Source organism: Sphingomonas sp. UYP23, from assembly GCF_054059235.1.
Genome location: NZ_JBSSBX010000004.1, coordinates 17,147 through 35,569, shown reverse-complemented (window position 1 = coordinate 35,569; position 18,423 = coordinate 17,147). Strand labels below are relative to the sequence as shown.

18 protein-coding genes and 1 pseudogene are annotated in these 18,423 nt (G+C 60.9%); 15 read left to right on the top strand and 4 right to left on the bottom strand.

All coding sequences use genetic code 11. The features are described 5' to 3' along the window. The first annotated feature begins 165 nt into the window (after positions 1-165). From ACVWYO_RS24585 to ACVWYO_RS24550, 8 genes and pseudogenes are all read left to right on the top strand, one after another. On the top strand, positions 166-441 hold the full coding sequence (locus ACVWYO_RS24585) for a hypothetical protein (protein WP_457355720.1): 276 nt from the start codon (positions 166-168) through the stop codon (positions 439-441). Further along, positions 438-878, top strand: coding sequence for a periplasmic heavy metal sensor (locus ACVWYO_RS24580; protein WP_457355718.1), 441 nt, complete (start codon positions 438-440; stop codon positions 876-878). Before ACVWYO_RS24585 ends, ACVWYO_RS24580 begins: the two co-directional genes overlap by 4 nt. Continuing rightward, positions 875-1,444, top strand: coding sequence for an RNA polymerase sigma factor (locus ACVWYO_RS24575; RefSeq protein ID WP_457355716.1), 570 nt, complete (start codon positions 875-877; stop codon positions 1,442-1,444). Before ACVWYO_RS24580 ends, ACVWYO_RS24575 begins: the two co-directional genes overlap by 4 nt. Positions 1,445-1,511: 67 nt before the next feature. Continuing rightward, complete coding sequence (locus tag ACVWYO_RS24570) at positions 1,512-3,458, top strand: copper resistance system multicopper oxidase (RefSeq protein ID WP_457355714.1); 1,947 nt, start codon at positions 1,512-1,514, stop codon at positions 3,456-3,458. Beyond that, entirely contained in the window at positions 3,455-4,627 is a 1,173-nt protein-coding gene (locus ACVWYO_RS24565; RefSeq protein ID WP_457355712.1) for a copper resistance protein B, read from the top strand. The genes ACVWYO_RS24570 and ACVWYO_RS24565 overlap by 4 nt, the downstream gene beginning before the upstream one ends. Before the next feature lie 27 nt (positions 4,628-4,654). After that, positions 4,655-5,227: a c-type cytochrome gene (locus ACVWYO_RS24560; protein WP_457355710.1), complete on the top strand. Its 573-nt coding sequence runs from the start codon at positions 4,655-4,657 to the stop codon at positions 5,225-5,227. Between the two features lie 215 nt (positions 5,228-5,442). Next, positions 5,443-5,655, top strand: a pseudogene (locus ACVWYO_RS24555) (transposase); the annotation flags it as partial. Between the two features lie 129 nt (positions 5,656-5,784). Continuing rightward, positions 5,785-6,036, top strand: coding sequence for a DUF6118 family protein (locus ACVWYO_RS24550; protein ID WP_457355708.1), 252 nt, complete (start codon positions 5,785-5,787; stop codon positions 6,034-6,036). On the opposite strand, the gene ACVWYO_RS24545 is transcribed toward ACVWYO_RS24550, so the two are convergent. Beyond that, positions 6,029-6,388, bottom strand: a complete 360-nt coding sequence (locus tag ACVWYO_RS24545) for a response regulator (protein ID WP_457355706.1) — start codon at positions 6,386-6,388, stop codon at positions 6,029-6,031. The genes ACVWYO_RS24550 and ACVWYO_RS24545 overlap by 8 nt on opposite strands. 129 nt (positions 6,389-6,517) lie before the next feature. Between ACVWYO_RS24545 and ACVWYO_RS24540 the strand changes: the two genes are divergently transcribed. The 3 genes from ACVWYO_RS24540 (at position 6,518) to ACVWYO_RS24530 (ending at position 12,026) form a co-directional block, all read left to right on the top strand. Further along, positions 6,518-10,882: a CheR family methyltransferase gene (locus ACVWYO_RS24540; protein ID WP_457355704.1), complete on the top strand. Its 4,365-nt coding sequence runs from the start codon at positions 6,518-6,520 to the stop codon at positions 10,880-10,882. Positions 10,883-10,993: 111 nt separating this feature from the next. Next, positions 10,994-11,707: a sigma-70 family RNA polymerase sigma factor gene (locus ACVWYO_RS24535; RefSeq protein WP_457355702.1), complete on the top strand. Its 714-nt coding sequence runs from the start codon at positions 10,994-10,996 to the stop codon at positions 11,705-11,707. Between the two features lie 76 nt (positions 11,708-11,783). After that, on the top strand, positions 11,784-12,026 hold the full coding sequence (locus ACVWYO_RS24530) for a hypothetical protein (protein WP_457355700.1): 243 nt from the start codon (positions 11,784-11,786) through the stop codon (positions 12,024-12,026). A 363-nt stretch (positions 12,027-12,389) separates the two neighbouring features. Here ACVWYO_RS24530 and ACVWYO_RS24525 read toward each other — a convergent pair whose 3' ends face one another. Continuing rightward, entirely contained in the window at positions 12,390-14,168 is a 1,779-nt protein-coding gene (locus tag ACVWYO_RS24525) for an AsmA family protein (protein WP_457355698.1), read from the bottom strand. Positions 14,169-14,524: 356 nt separating this feature from the next. Here ACVWYO_RS24525 and ACVWYO_RS24520 point away from each other — a divergent pair, with 356 nt between their 5' ends. The 3 genes from ACVWYO_RS24520 (at position 14,525) to ACVWYO_RS24510 (ending at position 16,052) form a co-directional block, all read left to right on the top strand. Then, positions 14,525-14,728, top strand: a complete 204-nt coding sequence (locus ACVWYO_RS24520; RefSeq protein WP_457355696.1) for a hypothetical protein — start codon at positions 14,525-14,527, stop codon at positions 14,726-14,728. A gap of 155 nt (positions 14,729-14,883) precedes the next feature. Then, positions 14,884-15,093, top strand: coding sequence for a hypothetical protein (locus ACVWYO_RS24515; RefSeq protein ID WP_457355694.1), 210 nt, complete (start codon positions 14,884-14,886; stop codon positions 15,091-15,093). After that, positions 15,090-16,052: a tyrosine-type recombinase/integrase gene (locus ACVWYO_RS24510; RefSeq protein ID WP_457355692.1), complete on the top strand. Its 963-nt coding sequence runs from the start codon at positions 15,090-15,092 to the stop codon at positions 16,050-16,052. Before ACVWYO_RS24515 ends, ACVWYO_RS24510 begins: the two co-directional genes overlap by 4 nt. Positions 16,053-16,145: 93 nt before the next feature. Here ACVWYO_RS24510 and ACVWYO_RS24505 read toward each other — a convergent pair whose 3' ends face one another. Both ACVWYO_RS24505 and ACVWYO_RS24500 read right to left on the bottom strand, forming a co-directional pair. Beyond that, positions 16,146-16,643 (bottom strand): MucR family transcriptional regulator, encoded by a 498-nt coding sequence (locus tag ACVWYO_RS24505; RefSeq protein ID WP_457355690.1) that lies wholly within the window; start codon positions 16,641-16,643, stop codon positions 16,146-16,148. A 329-nt stretch (positions 16,644-16,972) separates the two neighbouring features. Continuing rightward, positions 16,973-17,572 (bottom strand): hypothetical protein, encoded by a 600-nt coding sequence (locus ACVWYO_RS24500; RefSeq protein ID WP_457355688.1) that lies wholly within the window; start codon positions 17,570-17,572, stop codon positions 16,973-16,975. A gap of 201 nt (positions 17,573-17,773) precedes the next feature. Here ACVWYO_RS24500 and ACVWYO_RS24495 point away from each other — a divergent pair, with 201 nt between their 5' ends. Continuing rightward, positions 17,774-18,403, top strand: a complete 630-nt coding sequence (locus ACVWYO_RS24495; protein ID WP_457355686.1) for a plasmid pRiA4b ORF-3 family protein — start codon at positions 17,774-17,776, stop codon at positions 18,401-18,403. Positions 18,404-18,423: the final 20 nt, after the last annotated feature.

Sequence of the window (18,423 nt, the reverse complement as noted above, 5' to 3'; positions counted from 1 at the left end):
GCTGCGATGGTCAACTATCGGAATCTACGCGGCGCAGGCGGTTAACCCTCACGAGGCCGGCTCAGCACGATCGCTCACTGCTTTTGCCTACCCTTCATTGCAATCCATGCTGAGGGGTAGGAGCCGCCCTCGCGTACCCTATGCTAGAGAGGCGGAGTGAAAGACATGGACGACCTCGACGAAGTATTGGCGAGGCTGGCGCACGCACCCGTGCCCGCGAGCCTCGATGGACTCGAAGCCAGGGTGCTGGCGCGCATCGCCGCTCGACCCGCTGTGCGCGCCGGCATGGGCGTCGGCGCAATGACGATCGCGGCGGCGCTCGTCATGGGCATATTCGGGGCGGGCTTTCCCGCCCATGAGGCCCATACGGTATCGGCGCTGTCTCCATTGGGGCCAGTGTCACCACTTGCACCATCGACATTGCTCATCGGCGCGCCATGAGCGGGTATGCACGGATCACGTTGTGCGTAATCGCGTGCTTCATCGCCGCGACCGGCGGCGTGTTCGTCGGCCGCGCGCTTCTTCCCGTCCCCGTGCAGCCCGGCGCGGAGCTGCACGACGTGCTGCATCACAAGCTGGCGCTGGACGCGGAACAGGAAGCGCGTCTGCAAGTGTTGGAACAACGTTTCGCGGTGAAACGGCGTGCGTTCGAACTTGAGTTGAAAGCTGACAATGCCAAGCTCGCGGATGCGATCGAGGCCGAGCACGGCAATGGCCCGCGTGTCGCCGCAGCGGTCGACCAAAGCCACGCCGTCATGGGCGAGCTACAGAAGGCGACGCTCGTCCACATATTCGCGATGCGGGAGCTTCTCCGGCCTAACCAGACCAGGCAGTTCGATCAGGCGGTGGTCAAGGCGCTTACCGACGACGCGCGGTGAGTCTCGACTGGACGACGCTATCCGAGGGAGAGCTTGCGACGCTCAGCATCGCCGGCAGACAAGCCGCCTTTGCCGAGATCATGCGTCGGCATCGCCAATCGATCTTCCGCACCGTCCGCGCTTGTTGTGGCGACGCCGACGAGGCGCTCGACCTAGTGCAGGAGACATTCGTCGCCGCTCATCAGGCGCTACCTCGCTTTGACGGCGACCGTTCGATGCGCGCATGGCTATCAACCATCGCGATCAACAAATGCCGTGACTGGGGCAGGAAGCGGACGGTGCGCCGCTTTCTGTCTTTCGCACTCCCGATCGGCATGGAGGCCGAGGCGATCGCGGACGACAGGGGAGCGATCGACGATATAGCCGGCGATCGGCAGGAACTGGACCGCGTCACACGCGCCATTTCCCGCCTGCCGCACAATCTGAAGGAACCGTTGGTTCTTAGAACGATCGAAGGGCTGAGCCAGGCCGAGACCGCGGCCGTGTTATCGATCAGCGAGAAGGCGGTTGAAACCCGTCTGTATCGCGCCCGCGCGAAGCTGTTGGAACAATTCAGCCGAGCCTGAGGGGTAGCGCGGCCGGCCGCGTATGAATGCTTGAGGGACACTCCCGTTCGAGAGCCTTGAGGACCATATGAGCCGCATTATCGACCGCCGCCAGATGCTACGCGGGGCCGCCCTCGCGGGAGGCGGACTCGCGCTATCGGCCTACATGCCTGCCTGGGCGCAGACCAATTCGGCAGGGATGATTACGCCGCGCCCGACCGTCACCGGCAACGACATCACGCTGCGGATCGCGCGCCAGACGATGATGATCGATGGTCGCCCGTCAAAGGCGATCGGCATCAACGGCACTGTGCCAGCTCCGCTGATCCGGTTGCGCGAGGGGCAGAACGTGCGCCTCAGCGTTATCAACGATCTCGACGAGGACAGTTCAATCCATTGGCACGGGTTGCTCGTTCCGACGCAGTTCGACGGCGTGCCGGGTGTGTCGTTCCCGGGCATCAAGCCCCGCTCGACGTTCGTCTATGAGTTTCCGATCAGGCAGAACGGCACTTACTGGTATCACAGCCATTCGGGGCTTCAGGAGCAGCTTGGGCATTACGGCCCGATCGTGATCGATCCGGCCGGCGTTGATCCGGTGCAGTCCGATCGCGAGCACGTTATCGTGCTATCCGACCACAGCCAGCTCAGCCCCGAAGCCATCTTCCGCGACATGAAGGTCGACCCCGGCCACTTCAGCTATCAGCAGCAGACGTTGGCGGGCCTTCTTTCCGGAGCGGATCAGCGGCTTAAAGATCGAATCCAGTGGGGCAAGATGCGGATGTCCCCGACCGACATCTCGGACGCGACCGGCCCCGCCTATACCTACCTCGTCAATGGGCATGGCCCACGCGATAACTGGACGGCGCTGTTCACACCGGGGCAGCGCGTGCGGCTGCGCGTCATCAATGCGTCGTCGATGACGACCTTCAACGTCCGCATCCCCGGCCTCAAACTCACCATCGTTCAGGCGGACGGGCAAAATGTCATGCCCGTCGAGGTCGACGAGTTCCAGATCGGCGTCGCCGAGACCTACGACGCGATCGTCACTCCGACCGACGATCGCGCCTATACGCTTGTGGGCGAAGCGATCGACCGATCAGGACTGGCGCGCGCAACGCTTGCCCCGCGCGCGGGCATGGCGGCCGAGGTTCCAGCACTTCGGCCGCGCCCGCTTGCGACGATGGAGGACATGGGCATGGATATGTCGTCGATGGGCGGCATGGATATGTCGGGCGGCCAGATGCGCGGCCCCGACCCTACGGCGGAGAAGAATCCTTCGGCCAAACTTACCACCTCTGGCGCCGGCACGGCTGCGGGCGCGATGGGTATGAGCAGCATGACGCCGGGTGGTAGCGCGATGCCCGGCATGGACCACGCGGTCATGGACCAGGGCGCGATGGCGGCTGGCGGTAGTGCCGGAGGCATGGCCGGCATGGATATGTCTCCGCAAGGTGGCAAAGGTGCGATGGACATGGGCTCGATGAAGATGCGCGACTTCTCGAAAGCGCCCCAGGTGAAGAAGGGACCGGGCGTACAGACGATGTCGCCGATGCCGATGGACCGGACGGGCGACCCGGGTCAGGGATTGGAGCATGTCGGGCACAAGGTGCTCGTGTACCGCGATTTGATGGCGCTCGATCGTAACCCCGACGTGCGCGCGCCTGCACGCAGTCTCGACATTCACCTGACCGGCAACATGGAACGGTTCATGTGGTCGTTCGATGGCGTGAAGATGTCCGACACGATGGAGCCTTTCGCGTTTGTTGAGGGCGAGCGCGTGCGCGTGACGCTCATCAACGACACGATGATGGGACACCCGATCCACCTTCACGGGCACTTTTTCGAACTCGTAACGGGGCACGGTGACCACGCGCCGCGAAAGCACACCGTCATCGTGCAGCCGGGCAGCAAAGTGACGTGGGATCTGACCGCCAATGCCATCGGCGATTGGGCGTTCCACTGCCATCTGCTTTACCACATGCACGCAGGAATGATGCGGACCGTCAGTGTCCGCCCCCGTGGGGAAGCGGCATGAAGCGCCTTGCTTCCACACTGGCGGGGACCGCCATGCTTATGATCGCGGCTCCTGTAGCAGCACAGTCGATGCAGGGCATGAATATGCCCGGGATGACGATGCCGGCCAAGCAGAAGCCCGCCGTCGCAACACCAAAAAGCAAGCGACCCGCCAAGGCGAGCCCCGTATCCGCGAAGCGTAAAGCGCCGCGCTCGGCCGCACCGATGGCCGGGATGAACGGGATGGACCATTCGGCGATGCCCGGGATGGACATGCCCGCCAGCACGCCCCCACAGGCACCGGGCGCGCAACAGCCGATGGCAGGGATGCAGCCGATGCCCGGCATGAAGATGCCGGTTGATCAGCATGGCGGCCACGACATGCAGGACATGGCGGGTATGGCCGGGATGGCGATGCCCGGCGTGGAGCAGACCGGCACAGCGCTTCCCGCCGGAAACGCGCCCGCACCCGCGCCGCCCACGGATCATTATGCCGATCGGTTCTTTCCCAACGACAATATGGAGCACGGGCGCGCGGCGCTGATGCGACAGGAGGGCGGCCAGAATTTCTACCAGGTGATGTTCAATCTCGCGGAGTTTCAGGCGCGGCAGGGCCACGACGGCTATCGCTGGGATGGCGAGGCGTGGTTTGGCGGCGACATCAATCGCTTGTGGCTCAAAACCGAGGGTGACGGCGCGTTCCGGCAGGGCGTCGAAAACGCCGAGGTGCAGGCGCTCTACAGTCGCGCGATCGGGCCGTATTTCAATCTTCAGGCGGGCGTTCGCCATGACTTCCAGCCCTCGCCGACCCGCACCTATGCGACGGTCGGGTTCGAGGGCCTCGCGCCCTATATGTTCGAGGTCAACGGCGCGCTGTTCCTGTCGAACAAGGGCGATTTGCTCGGCCGTCTTGAAGGCTATTACGATCAGCGCATCACCCAGCGGCTGATCCTGCAGCCTCGGGTCGAGCTGAACCTGGCAGCGCAGGACGTGCCCGAGAACCGGCTTGGCGCAGGGCTGACCGACGCCGAGTTAGGACTGCGGCTTCGATACGAGCTGCGCCGGCAGTTCGCCCCCTATGTCGGCGTGTCTTACCTCGCGCAGACCGGGCGCACCGCCGACTTCACTCGTGCCGAAGGCAAGAAGCCGCAGACGACGAGCTTCGTTGCCGGCGTGAGGTTTTGGTTTTGATAAGCCGGAGGATCAAGGAGGTGCAGCATGAATCGAAGTGACTTGAGGCGGCACCTGCCCAGCCTACCCTTTGTCGGCGCGCTGGCCGGGATCGTGGCGCTTGGCGCAGCTGCGTTTATCTACCTTGGCGTTTATAATATTGCGGCGGACGAGCCCCACACCCCGGCTGTTTACGCGCTGTTGGAAAACCTTCGCGATCGGTCAATCCAGGCCCATGCACGCGGGATCGTGCCTCCGGCCGATCTTGCTTCCGCGCAGCGGATATCGACCGGTGCCGGCCTCTACGCAGAAATGTGTTCGGGATGCCATTTGGGCCCAGGCGTTGAGAAGTCCGAAATGAGCCAAGGACTTTACCCGCAAGCCCCCGAGCTGGCGATGGCGCAAGATCTCACGGCCGCCCAGCAATTCTGGATCATCAAGCACGGCGTCAAGCTGAGCGCGATGCCGGCATGGGGTCGCACCCATCCCGACCCGCTGATTTGGGACATGGTGGCATTCGTCCGCAAACTGCCGGGCATGATGCCGGCGCAATACAAGGCGGCCGTCGCCAGCGCGCCCGAAGATCACGATGCCATGATGAAAGATATGGTCCACAAATAGGGGGACGGGGAACTGGATAAACAGGAGGGCGGCGGAATGGGCCACGGCCGGTTCGCCGCAATGATCGCGACCCCCGGGAACGTATTCGCAGACGGAAAGCTACACCCGGCAGCCGTTCCGATAAGCCAGTCCATGCAATGATGTTCGCGACGTTTCCAGCTTGGCTTCACACGCTCGCGATCATCTCGCTAGCGGTAGGCGCAGTGTGTGCGATCACGATCGCGCTCGAACGCGTCAACAAGGAGATCAAGCGCAGGGCCGATGTCATCGGCATCTTCCCCAACACCGCCGCGGTCATCCGCCTCGTCGGCGCGCTCATGCTTGAGCAGAACGATGAGTGGTCGGTATCGCGCCGTTACATGACGCTGGAAACGATCGGCGCGTTGAGCGATAACCCACGCATCAGCCTGCCAGCACTGGCAGCCTGATCATCCTTGGCCTGACCGAGGATCGGTGTTTCTACACCACTCCGCGGGGTACAACCCGTCGGTCTGGCCTGTGGTCTGGCCTGTCTCGCGGCAGGCATGTTGCTATGGGCAGTCCTCGCTGGTCCGATCATGCGTGCCATGCCGGCAAGCTGGCTATGGCCGGAATGGATGGCGGCGCGCACGTTGCGCATGCCGTTGTGGGAAGGCGGTCAACACCTGATGCGTGCCGGGTCGCCAGGCTCGTTTGCTGGCATCGTGTCGGGCAACCGGCCGATGATCACGAACCGCGATGCGCTGGATGCCTGCCGCAAACAGGCGGGCAGGGCGAAGAAGACGGTGCGTTGTGAGATCCACGTATCCTGGGAGCCGCAGATTAGCTGACGGTAATTGCACGTTTCGTCGCGCGTTCGATTGCGCGGACCAGCGCTGGGGCATTAAAGGGCTTTTGCAATACGATCGCTTCGGGTCTGGCTCTCAACACGCTGTAATAATCGCCAGTAGCGAAAATATGCGGCATCGGCAGCTTCGTCTCTACATCCTGAACCGCTGTAATCCCACTGCCGTCGCGCAAACCCTCATCGACGATCATCAAGTCGGGACGGTGGAGAAGCGCCGCGGCCACGGTCGCGGCTTCGGTTTCGGTAATGGCGCAGACGCTATGACCCAAGGCTTCCAGCAGATCTGACAAAAACATTGCGATCATCGCGTTGTCTTCAGCGATGAGGATACGCAACGCTGTCATCCAGATGTAGTGGGGGCGCTCCGACCGAAAGCACAGGGTCGGAAAATACCTACGACTTCAATTGGCAGGTACCTTAACTTAGCATGCGCGGTTCGTTCGTGGACGTGATAACCCTTTGCCATGGTAGATAACAGCAGCGAGCCGAACGCACCAACCCGGCTCCTAGATCGGCAAACCGGCGGCACCGAAACCGGCTTGGTGGAAGGTGCTGTCGTGTCTGCATCCAAAGCGAACTTTCCGATCGTGGCAGTGGGCGCATCGGCGGGAGGCCTTGAAGCTGTCACCAAGCTGATCGATGCCCTGCCGCAATCCCCCGGTATGGCGTTCATTCTAATCCAGCACCTCGACCCGACGCACAAGAGCCTGATGGCCGAACTGCTGGCCAAACACACGCCGATGCCGGTCGTTGAGGCAACCGATGGTGCCGCGATCGAGATCGACCACGTCTATACGATTCCCTCGGGCACCTACCTCTCGGTGTCCGGAGAAGTGCTCCGAGTCTCGGCCCCGGAAGCGCCACGAGGATCGCGCAAGCCGTTCGACTTTTTGTTGAAATCAATGGCGCGAGGGACGGAGCACCCGATCGCCGCGATCATCCTGTCAGGTTTCGATGGCGACGGCAGCGACGGCTTGCAAAGCATCCGGGACCGCGGAGGTCTCGTCATCGCGCAGGATCCGGCAGAAGCCGAACATAATTCCATGCCGACCAGTGCGATCGATACCGGCCTGGTCGATGCGACCCTGCAGATTGAACAGATGCCGGAAGCCCTCGCCACCTTTGCCAAGGACAATACGGCGAACAACACTGCCAGCTTGCCGGGCGTCGCCGACATCATCGACGAACTTCGCAGGGAAACACCGCACGATTTTCGCCTCTACAAGCCCGGCACGATACAACGGCGGATCGAGCGGCGCTTGGGGCTCGCCAACATCCGGCTGGATGCGGTGCCAAAATATCTTGCGCTGTTGCGCAAGGATGCGAGCGAGCGCGATCTGCTCGCGGCGGATTTACTGATCAACGTCACGACCTTTTTCCGCGACCCCAAGACCTTCGATATGCTTGCGAGCACAGTAATTCCCGATCTGGTGGAGCACCACGACAAGGACCAGCCGTTGCGTGTGTGGGTTGCTGGATGCAGTACCGGCGAGGAAGCCTATTCGCTCGCGATTTTGTTTCTGGAGGCAATCGCGGCGTCCAAGCGCCCGCTCAAGCTGCAGATGTTCGCCTCCGACGTCGATGCCGACGCCGTCACCAAAGCGCGCGAGGGCGTCTATCCCGCCACCATCACGGTCGATATCACGCCGGCGCGATTGAAGCGATTTTTCGTGGAGGAAGAAGCGGGCGGCTACCGCGTCAATTCCGAATTGCGCGGTGCGATCGTATTCACCGTGCAAGACGTATTGTCCGATCCGCCCTTTTCACGGCTCGACCTGATCTCGTGTCGCAACCTGCTCATCTACCTCACGCCGCGGGCGCAGGCGAAGGTCATTTCCCTGTTCCACTTCGCGCTACGCAACCGCGGGATGCTTCTGCTGGGCAGCGCGGAGACGATCAGCAACACAGCGGGGCGCTTCGAGGTGGTCGCCAAGACCGAACGGATCTACCGCCAGATCGGCCATGGCAGGCTTGGACTTTCCGATTTCGATATAGAGGCAGCGGCGGACAAAGCCGCGCCGGTGCGTGATGCATCTAACCTCGCGCCCACGCGCGCGTCGGGCTTTGCCGACCTGACGCGCCGCCTGGTGCTGGAGACGCACGCGCCTGCCGCAGTGCTGATCGATCGCACCGGTAAATGTCTGTATTCTCTAGGGCCGACCGATCGCTACCTGCAGGTCGCGTCGGGTTATCCATCGCATGATCTGCTGGAGATGGCGACACCGGCGCTGCGCGCGAAACTGCGCGCCGCGATCCGCCGGGTCAGCAAAGACAATCCACGCGTTTTCATCGGGCACAGCCGTATCGGCACTACCGCCTTCGGCATCGACGTCCAGGGTGTCACCAGCGAAGGCGAAGAACTACTGCTCGTTGCTTTCATCGACGATCAGGCCGGTGCGCAGAGCGACAGTAAGACAAAAACACCGGCAACCAATGCCCGCGTCGGAGATCTCGAACATGAACTTGCGCTCACGCGTGATGAACTGCGCATCGCGCTGGATGGCTTGGAAACATCGAACCAGGAGCAAAAGGCGATCAATGAGGAAGCGCTTTCGGTCAACGAGGAATACCAGTCGACCAATGAAGAGCTACTGACCTCGAAGGAGGAACTGCAATCGCTGAACGAAGAGCTGACGGCGCTGAACGGTCAGCTGCAGGAAACACTCGAACGTCAGCGCTCGGCCTCGGACGATCTGCAGAACGTGCTGTATAGCACCGACGTCGCGACCCTGTTTCTCGACCCCGATCTCCATATCCGGTTCTTTACCCCGGCCACCCGCGCCGTATTCAACGTAATTCCCGGCGACATCGGCCGTCCGCTGGCCGATCTCCGCGCGCTCGCAGTCGACGACCAACTCGAAGATGACGCGAGGAAAGTGCTCAAGGGCGCTGCGGCGATCGAACAAGAAATCGAAGTGCCGGGCGGAAGCTGGTTCGTGCGACGTATTCTGCCCTACTACACGCACGACAAAAAGGTCGAAGGCGTAGTCATCACCTTCACCAACATTACCGAGCGGAAAAGTTCGGCGAAGGCATTGGACGCGTCGAAGCGCGAAGCAGAATTGGCGAATATCGCCAAATCGCGCTTCCTGGCCGCGGCGAGTCACGATCTGCGTCAACCGCTGCAATCACTGTCGCTGGTGCAGGCGCTACTGGCGCGTTCGGTCGAGGGCGAAAAGCCTGCGAAGCTCGTTACCCGGCTCGGGCAGACGTTGGATGCGATGACGGGGATGCTCAACGCCCTGCTCGACATCAACCAGATCGAGGCGGGGGTCGTGCAGCCCGAGCCGATAGACTTCGTGCTCGACGACCTGTTCGACCGCATGCGGGACGAATTTACGTACCAGGCCGAGGCGCAGCACCTCGAACTCCGCGTCCGAACGTGCGCGCTCCACATCCATAGCGATCCGCGCCTGCTTGAGCAGATGGTCCGCAACCTGCTCGCTAATTCGATGAAATATACGCGAACCGGGGGACGCATCTTGCTTGGGTGTCGCCAGACCGGGACGAAGATGCGGATCGAAATCTGGGATACCGGTATCGGTATCGCCGAGGATCAACGGCACGCCATTTTCGACGAGTTCCACCAGATCGACAACGCGGCACGCGAGCGTAGCAAGGGCCTTGGTCTCGGGCTTTCGATCGTCCAGCGATTGGGCGCGCTGCTTGATCACGACATCGGTGTGAGGTCCAAGCTGGGCAAAGGTTCGGTGTTTTCGATCGAGGTTCCCATCGCGACCCACACCGCTGCTCGCGCAGTCGCCGCAATAGATGAGCCAAAACCAGCGGCAAAGACCGGCACGATCGTCATCGTCGAGGACGATCCGGACGTACGTGACCTGCTCGAACAATTATTGACGGCAAGGGGCCACCGAGTGCGCGGGGCGGCGAACGGCACGGCCGCGCTCGCCCTGGTCGCGAAAGGGGCGCTCCGCCCGGATCTTGTCCTGGCGGATTACAATCTACCGGGCGCCCTGGATGGCTTCGAAATATTAGGAGAAATTCGGAAAACGCTGGATCACCCTGTGCCCGGCATCATACTGACGGGTGACATTTCCAGGGCGACCCGAACGAGGATCGCCGCCAGTGACTGCGTGCTGTTGAGCAAGCCCGTAAAAGCCAATGAGCTTAACGCAGCCATTGAGGCACTGCTGGGCAAGGGCGAGCCGGCTTCCACTTTACCCCGGTCGGACCGTGTAGCCACGTCGGACGCCGTAATCGTCGTCGTGGATGACGATGCGGATGTGCGAACGTCGATCCGTGACGTGCTCGAGGATGACGGCCATGTCGTGGAAGATTTCCCCGATGCCGAATCCTATCTTGCCGCGTACCAATCGGACCGCGCGGGATGTGTGCTGCTCGATGCCGGACTTCCCGGCATCAGCGGGGTTGAATTGCTTGAACGTCTGCAGAAGATGGGCAATCCCATGCCGACAATCATGCTGACCGGCACCAATGACCTCACGCTGGCAATCGCGGCAATGAAGGCCGGGGCGTGCGATTTTATCGAGAAGCCCATCGGCACAGAAGCGTTGATGGCGAGCATCGCGCGGGCACTCGCACGATCGCGTGACGCAAACCTTGTACGTGCCTTTGAGGAAACCGCGGCGCGCCATGTGGCGGAACTAACGCCGCGTCAGCGCGAGATTATGGACCTTGTCCTCGCCGGTCATCCCAGCAAAAATATAGCGGCCGATCTCGCTATCAGCCAGCGAACGGTTGAAAACCACCGAGCCTCCATCATGCTCACGATGGACGCAAAGTCGCTGCCCGAGCTTGCTCGACAGGCGCTTGCCGCCGAGCGCAGACGTCCAGACGTCCCCAAATAGTTTTCGCGGTAGGGAGTCGCGAGCGCCGGCTGATGGAGCCGCAATGCTATCGCGAGTGAGTAGATTCCGAACCTTCTGTTTTTTGCCAGGGTGCTGCAGTCATACCGCGGTATGATTTTGAGCAAATTTCTTGACGCGCCAGCCTCGGTCGCGTGTTCGGAAAGTCCGTCGATCGACAGCGATCGGGATGATGCTCGCGCGCGCTTGGCCGATGCATTGCTCCGTACCGGCCATGAAGACCGCGACGCATTCCGAATCGTCTACTCGCTAACGAGCAACAAGCTATTCGGGATCTGTTTTAGAATTTGTGGCGAGCGATCAGCTGCCGAGGACGTGCTCGCCGATGTCTACCTTGCAATTTGGAAGCGCGCTGGGGCGTGGGACCCAGCGCGAGGAAGCCCGATTACCTGGCTTGCCGCGATCGCGCGAAATCGCGCTATCGACTGGCGTCGCGCGCAAGCGGTTCGCGGCACCGAGATCACGAACGACACGTACGACGTTCCAGACAGCGCTCCAAATGGCGAAACGCAATTGCTTGCGTCGGAAAACTCCGCACAAATCCAACGCTCGCTGAACGCGTTGAAGCCAGAGCAGGAATCGGCCATCCGCTCCGCGTTCTTCGGTGGTCTGACGTACGCTGAGCTCGCTGCGCAGAAAGGTGTTCCTCTGAGCACCATGAAGAGCATCGTGCGGCGCGGCCTTGCGCAGATGCGTATACAGCTGGAGCGTGGCGATGAGGATGCGGAGATTATCGTTGCCACGATATCTCCTTCTCCAAAGAGGGAGCCACGCTATGAATTCGCGCTCTCGCCGTGTGGCTTGTGACCATTGCGCTCAAGAAAGCTTCATCGCTACCGCGACAATAATTTCGGCGAATTAGGCCGGATACAAGGAGAGTAAAATGACCCGGAAAACACTGATTCTCGGCGCAATTGCACTCGCGTTCGCCGGCAGCATGCCAGCGCTCGCCCAAATGAAAAACGAGCCTATGATGGCTGGCGATCATGACGCGAAAATCTCTAAATCTCAAATGATGTCGATGAAAAAGTGTCAGGCCATGTCGCAAAAAATGATGATGAAGAATCGGAAGTGCATGGCCATGCAGAAAATGCACCCTGACATGATGGGCTCGGGTAAAATGTGATTTAGTCGAGCTGCATGCCAAAGCGACGGATGTTTTACGAGCGTTGAGGCATCCTTGCGTTGATCACTACGCAGACGAACGGCGCCTCGTCATGAGGCGCCGATTTGCGCACCCTCCCCACGAGGCGGTCCAGTTATCCCGACCGAATGTCGCCGAACAATATGCCGATCCGAACGTTGCGACAATGTGATCTCGAACATTCAGGAAAATTGGCAAAATAGCGTCCAGTTTCAAACCCTGCTCTGCACCCGACGTTACCCGCACCCCACGCATCTTGCGTTGATGCCAATTCTTTACTGCGCAACGATCGGTGCGGCGGTTTAAAGACCCAACGTTGGTAGTTTCAAAATAGTTCGACGGACATCATCGCAGGGCATGTTCCGCGAGACGTGCGCAATCGGCGTCTCGGGCTGGAGGATCATCTCCGCTACCGAAAAGAGCGCGGCCTATTGCCTTAAAGATACTTTTTGGCGACTTGGCACGAGGCGACACCCCAATGGCTGGCTTTGACAAGATGCCGGTCACCTTCAACGGTCCCGCGAGCCGTACTAAGCTGCCTCCCTTGCGGCGTCCTGCCAAGCTCAATGAGATCCGTTCGTTCGATAGGTCGATTGATCCGGATGCGTCGGCTCGACTGACGGCAGTGTCGATCAGCAGCGGTGTAGGCATGGCGATTCCCTGCCGAACGGAGAAGTGGGCGATAGCGCACCGAAGCTCGACGCGCCCTTTTCCGGCCAGAAGACCACCAGCGTCCTGCCCGACTAACATGGCCGTGCCGGTTGGAAGGGCTCCTCGCTCCACAACCAGGGCGACGGTGCCATTGGCGCGGCCGATGGCGGCGCGTACGGTACGACCTTCGCCGGTCAGCCGGATCGTACCCCGCAGCGGACCGACTGCTTCGGTTGGCTTGATCAGGACGTTTTCAATCCGACTCCTGATTAGCCTGAGGTTGAGCGAGAGAAGCGGTTGCCCCCTGCGATGAACGACACGCGCCATGCCCGTTAGTTGTCCGTGGACGAGACCGGCGACAAGCGGCTGGACGGTGAGCACGCCATGATCGAGAATCGCTGTTCCCGCTAGGCTGACGAACGGCGATGGCTTCGCGAACAGCAGCCGACGGGCAACAAAATGCACCGTGGCATCGGTGTTCCTAAGATGCTCCAGGTGAATGGCGGTTTCCGGGAGCAGCCGAGGTCCGTAGAGCCGGGAATGCACAGCGGCAATGGCCTGTCCTTCTTCGGAAGACAGGTCTCGGAAATCGAGTTGCTGTGCGGTGAGTGTTGCACTGACGAGGCTACGTTCATCTGGCTTGCTTACATCGATCCTCCCGGCGATGTCGGACCGCCCAAGTGTGCCGGCGACCCCATTCAACAACCAATTCGGCGCGTCGTGGCGAATCTCGCTATGCACCACAAACGGTTGCGTTCCCGGCAATCCTGCCTCGATCACTTTATCGAGGTCGTGCAAATCGTGTCCGCGCGAAGCGAGGCGAGCCCTGAAATGATCGAAGTCGAGAGGATGATCAGCGACGCCGTTGAGATCGATTGCTACCCTCGGCGAGGACAGCATGACATGGAATCGCCAGGGAGCGGCCGGGCGAGCAGGATTAATCGGCGCGCCGCTGGCCATGAGCGTCAGCGGCCGTTGACCAAGCTGGCCCCTGCCGAAGAGCCGAAAACCCGAGCCGTCGAGGGCGAAGCGTGCCGAAAGCTTGCGAGCGGATTTGGCATCTATGACATCGAGCTGCCCGTCAGCGATGCTGAGGTTGCCCAGCACGGGCGGTCCGATAGGATGCCTGCGATCAGTCCAGTTCAAGCGTCCATCGGAGGCGCGAGAAAGCCTCAGGTGGAGGTGCGTCACAGCGATCGAGTCAGGGCGAACACGGCCGGCTAGCAGCGGCAGCAGCGGCAATTCGATGACGACTTTTTGGACTGAGGCGATATCGCCCGATCCGGCCCAAGTCGGTTGTAGGACATGCACATCTTCCAACACGAGAGCGGGACGAAGCAGGGTTCCGCCGCGCCGTTCGAGGGAGCCGATTGTTGTTGTTCGGCCAAGTGCTGCGGAAAGCCTCCCGGCAATGATTGGCCGAATTATAGGCCAGCCAAACAAGAGCACGAGTAAGATTAGCAGTGCCGCCACAAAGCTAATTGCAGCCGCTATCGACCAGCGGGGGACAGCCGTTCTATTCAAGGCCGTCAATCCTGATATGATTCGCCCTTACGGATTGTTTCGCCCAGCGTGGCTACTACCACCTCATGAATGACGGTCGAGGCAAGTGGCAAGCCATTCTATCCAGTGATGTTGGACTTGCCCCGCTAAAGTGGAGAGGCATGTGCTCGGCGTGACGCGGTTCGTTCGAACTGCGCGGGGCTGATACAGTCGAGCGGAATGGCGATGATCGAGCGGTGTTGGTAGCGTTGCTTACAGGATTCACAGGCCCTTCTACATATGATAATGTCCTTTATCAGATGTAGAAAGCGCGCTAGATTCGCTGGATGCCTTATCGCGTTCAGCTCGTCCCACGACCGATCGTCATCGACGCCGATGGCCTCCCCGTGCCCAATTCGCATGTCGTCGAGATTACCTTCCCAGGCGATGCGCTTGAAACCGCACTTGGCCGCGTGAACACAATTGTTGGACCTGGCACCGCCAAAGTCCTGGTGGGCGACGCCACGATCCGCGGCGTCCCGCTGTGCTAGAACAACGCATGTCGCCTAGCCTTGCAGCACGCAACGTTGTCAAAGCTGTATCCCAAGCCGGCGTGGTACTTGCAATCTCGGGTTGGGATCGCTCGATATCCTGGGCGGCGATCAGCTGCGTGGTCGCGGGTGTGGCAGCGACCGGGGACGGCGAAATGTTCGTGCTCGCGCTCGAGGTCGACGACGGCGATACCAGCAGGCTATTCACTGTAGCCGAGACCGAAAGGATCTGGCCAGAGCTGACGGCGATATTGCCGGTCGGGCTGCCGGCAGTCGCGCCGTTCGAGCACTGGGGGGCCGCGTTGGCCGACAAACCCGGCGTCGTCACGCTTTATGAGCGCCCTGCCCCGGCTGTCACGTCATGATGCAGACCATTGCATTGGCGACGCCGGCCCTGGTGCTGCCTGCGCTGGTGGCATCGGCAGACGAACGCAGCCAACGCCGCTTCCTGGAGTTTTTTGCAGTCACGATCCGCAATCCGCATACGCGCCGCGCCTATGCGCGGGCAGCCGGTGAGTTTCTAGGCTGGTGTGACGCACGCGGCGTCACATCGATCGCAGGCGTGCAGCCGCTGCATGTCGCTGCCTGGGTCGAGCAGCTCGGGAATGAGGTTTCGGCGCCGACCGTCAAGCAGCGGCTCGCTGGCGTGCGTCACCTGTTCGACTGGCTAGTGACGGGCCAAGTCGTGCCGGTGAACCCGGCTGCGTCGGTGCGTGGTCCAGCGCACAGCGTCCGGCGCGGCAAGACGCCTGTCCTTGCACCCGATGAAGCGCGGCGATTGCTCGATGCGATCGATGTGACGACGCCGGCTGGGCTTCGCGATCGGGCGCTGATCGGGTTGATGGTCTATTCGTTCGCGCGGATCGGTGCAGCGCTGGCGATGCGCGTCGAGGATGTGTTCGTGCAGAACCGGCGACTCTGGGTGCGGTTGCATGAGAAGGGCGGCAAGCGTCACGAGATGCCGTGTCACCATAATCTCGAGGAGTATCTCACCGCCTATCTCGACCGCTGTGAATTGCGAGAGGATCGAAAAGCGCCTTTGTTCCGCACGATCGCACGGGGCACTAAGCGATTAAGCGATACGCCTCTGCCGCAGGCGAATGCCTTCCAGATGGTGCGCCGTCGCGCCGTCGCGGCCGACATTGAGACAGCGATCGGCAACCACTCATTTCGGGCAACCGGGATTACTGCCTATTTGAAAAACGGCGGGACATTGGAGCGGGCCGCGACGATGGCGAACCACGCATCAACCCGCACCACCCAGCTCTATGATCGACGCCCCGACGACGTGACATTGGACGAGGTGGAACGGGTTTTGATTTAGCAGTTCGCTCTCCGTCCGATGGCCGACTTCGGTCCCTACCGCGGCATGGGTAATCGGCGGCGACCATGACCATCACGCTCGCCGCCTGTCGCTTTAGGCAGGATCGACCACTTTCGCGGGCCGACCGCGCCTCGGTTCCGATTTGGCAGCCTCGGCCTTCACAGCAGATTTTTGTCCGGGCTTTCGGCCAAGACCGATCTTCTTCGCCATATCACGACGCATTGCCGAGTAGGACGGCGCCGTCATGGGATAATCCGCCTTTAAACCATAGCGCGCGCGATATTCGGCAGGCGTCAAACCGTTGGTGGAGAGATGCCGCGTCAGCGTCTTGTAGGGTTTACCGTCGATCATCGAAATAATGACATCCGGATTGGCCAACGACTTCCGCGCAGTGACCGCGGCGGTAAATTCAGGAGCAGCTTCCTCGGCGGGAGCTTGAGCTGGTGCAGTCGAGAGGCCGATAACAGCGTCATGCATGGACTTCAAGAATGCCGGGACATCCTCCGCCGACGTGCGCGTATTCGGGTTAGACAGCCATGCCATCGTTAATTCGGTAGCAAGTTCAACGGTATTTGTAGTCTCGTCAGTCAATGTGGTTTTCCTTCCAGACGGGGTGCAGAGATTTCGAAACTCACCCTGAACATCACAGGCACGCGGACTAGCACATCCGTTATTGAGATGCGACTAACCTACGCTGTAAAGCCGATGTCGAATCGGGAGTCGCTAACGCGTTCTCACAGCGCCCGAGTGACTATACCGTCTGACATGCTCGCGGAAATCATGCCGTTGGTAAGTTAGTTCGTCAGATCGAGACGAGTGATGTGGCGGAGCCGATTTTACCGAGCAACAGATCATTTGGCGTGCTCGGCGAGCACGCGATATCGTCTCGATCGTCGGCGTATAGCTGCTTGAATTCAAAGTCAGGGCAGGCTGGTGGCTCGGATGTCGCCTACAAAGAGATATGGGCGGGTCTTGTCGGAGAGATCTGCGCGCAGCGTCGTCATTCGCATCAGGGACCGTTGAAACGCCTGCTCCCTCTCTGAGCCATCAAATTTCTGGCGTTCAGCGGGTTCGAGCAGGCCCAGTTCCCTCACCGCCATCCTATTGGCCGAATAATCGCGCACCGCGACTTCAAGCTGTTGAAGGAAGGCGTCGACCTCGGGCCCGAATAACCACCGTGCCTCGCGCCGGCAGTTGCCGATCGCCCGGAGTGGTTCATCGGTGGGTAGCGACTGGTTGGTCACTATCGCCTCGATCCGGTGTTCCTGTTGATCGATCCATGCGCTCCAGGTCGTGATCGCATAATCCAGCCACACCGCTCTTCGCTCGATCAGGGAAAGATATATTGTCCGTTCCTGCGCCGTGACCGCCCGATGGGCGATGCGACCCTGCACCCAAGCGACCATGACCGACAGGGCACCGGCAAAAAGGGCGCACCAAAGCGTGATGACGGCGCCGATCAACGCGATTTTTACTGGCTCCGCCTGCGCGGCGTACCAGATGGTGAAGTCGGTAAGCATGGAAGCATGATACGGTATGGGCGATCAGCACGGTAGGGCAGAAAGCCGTGTCAATGATCTGTTGCGAACATGTGCCCAGTGATTGAGTCGGGAAAAGGTCTACCTTTCTGCCAGACTCGCAGGTTGGGCATAACGGCGTGCGGCACGCTGGCCTAGCGAGCCAACATTGCCGATCAGGAAGGGCTGGGGCATATTTGGGCCATGCAAGATCCCTTCGACCCAGACAGCTTCATCATCACCGCGAATGTCTACATTCTTGGCATCGAGCCTAGGATCGAGCGCACGTTGGAGTTGCCCGTCAATCTTAACTTTGCGCAGTTCCATGAGGTTTTGCAGGCGGCGTTCGGCTGGACCGATAGCCACCTGCATCGCTTCAATGTCGGCGGACTGACGATCGGCGCGCCCGAGTTCGATGATGGCGACACATATGGTCCCCGTACTATCGAGGCGGGCGAGATGCGCATGCAGGACCTCAGCTTCCCCTACGGCGAGGACGCGAGCCTCCAAGCCTTGTACGTGTACGACTATGGCGACGATTGGCATCACCGGATCATGCTCCGTCGCCGTATGCGTGATCCGGATGTCAGCTATCCCCGATGCATTGAGGGTGTAAGATCCGGGCCGCCCGAGGATGTGGGAGGGTACTCCGGCTACGCTGACTTCCTCGAAGCCTGGCTCGATCCCGAGCACGAGGAACATAAGGCGGTACGGCGGTGGGCTGGTCGTAAGTTCGATCCGGAGCGTTTCGATCTCGAAGGGACCAACAGGGCCATCACAAAGGCGATGCGAGCCGCCAAGGGAAGTTACCGCTTCAGGCATCTACGCTCGTAGGCAGCGCTGCGACGCTTCAG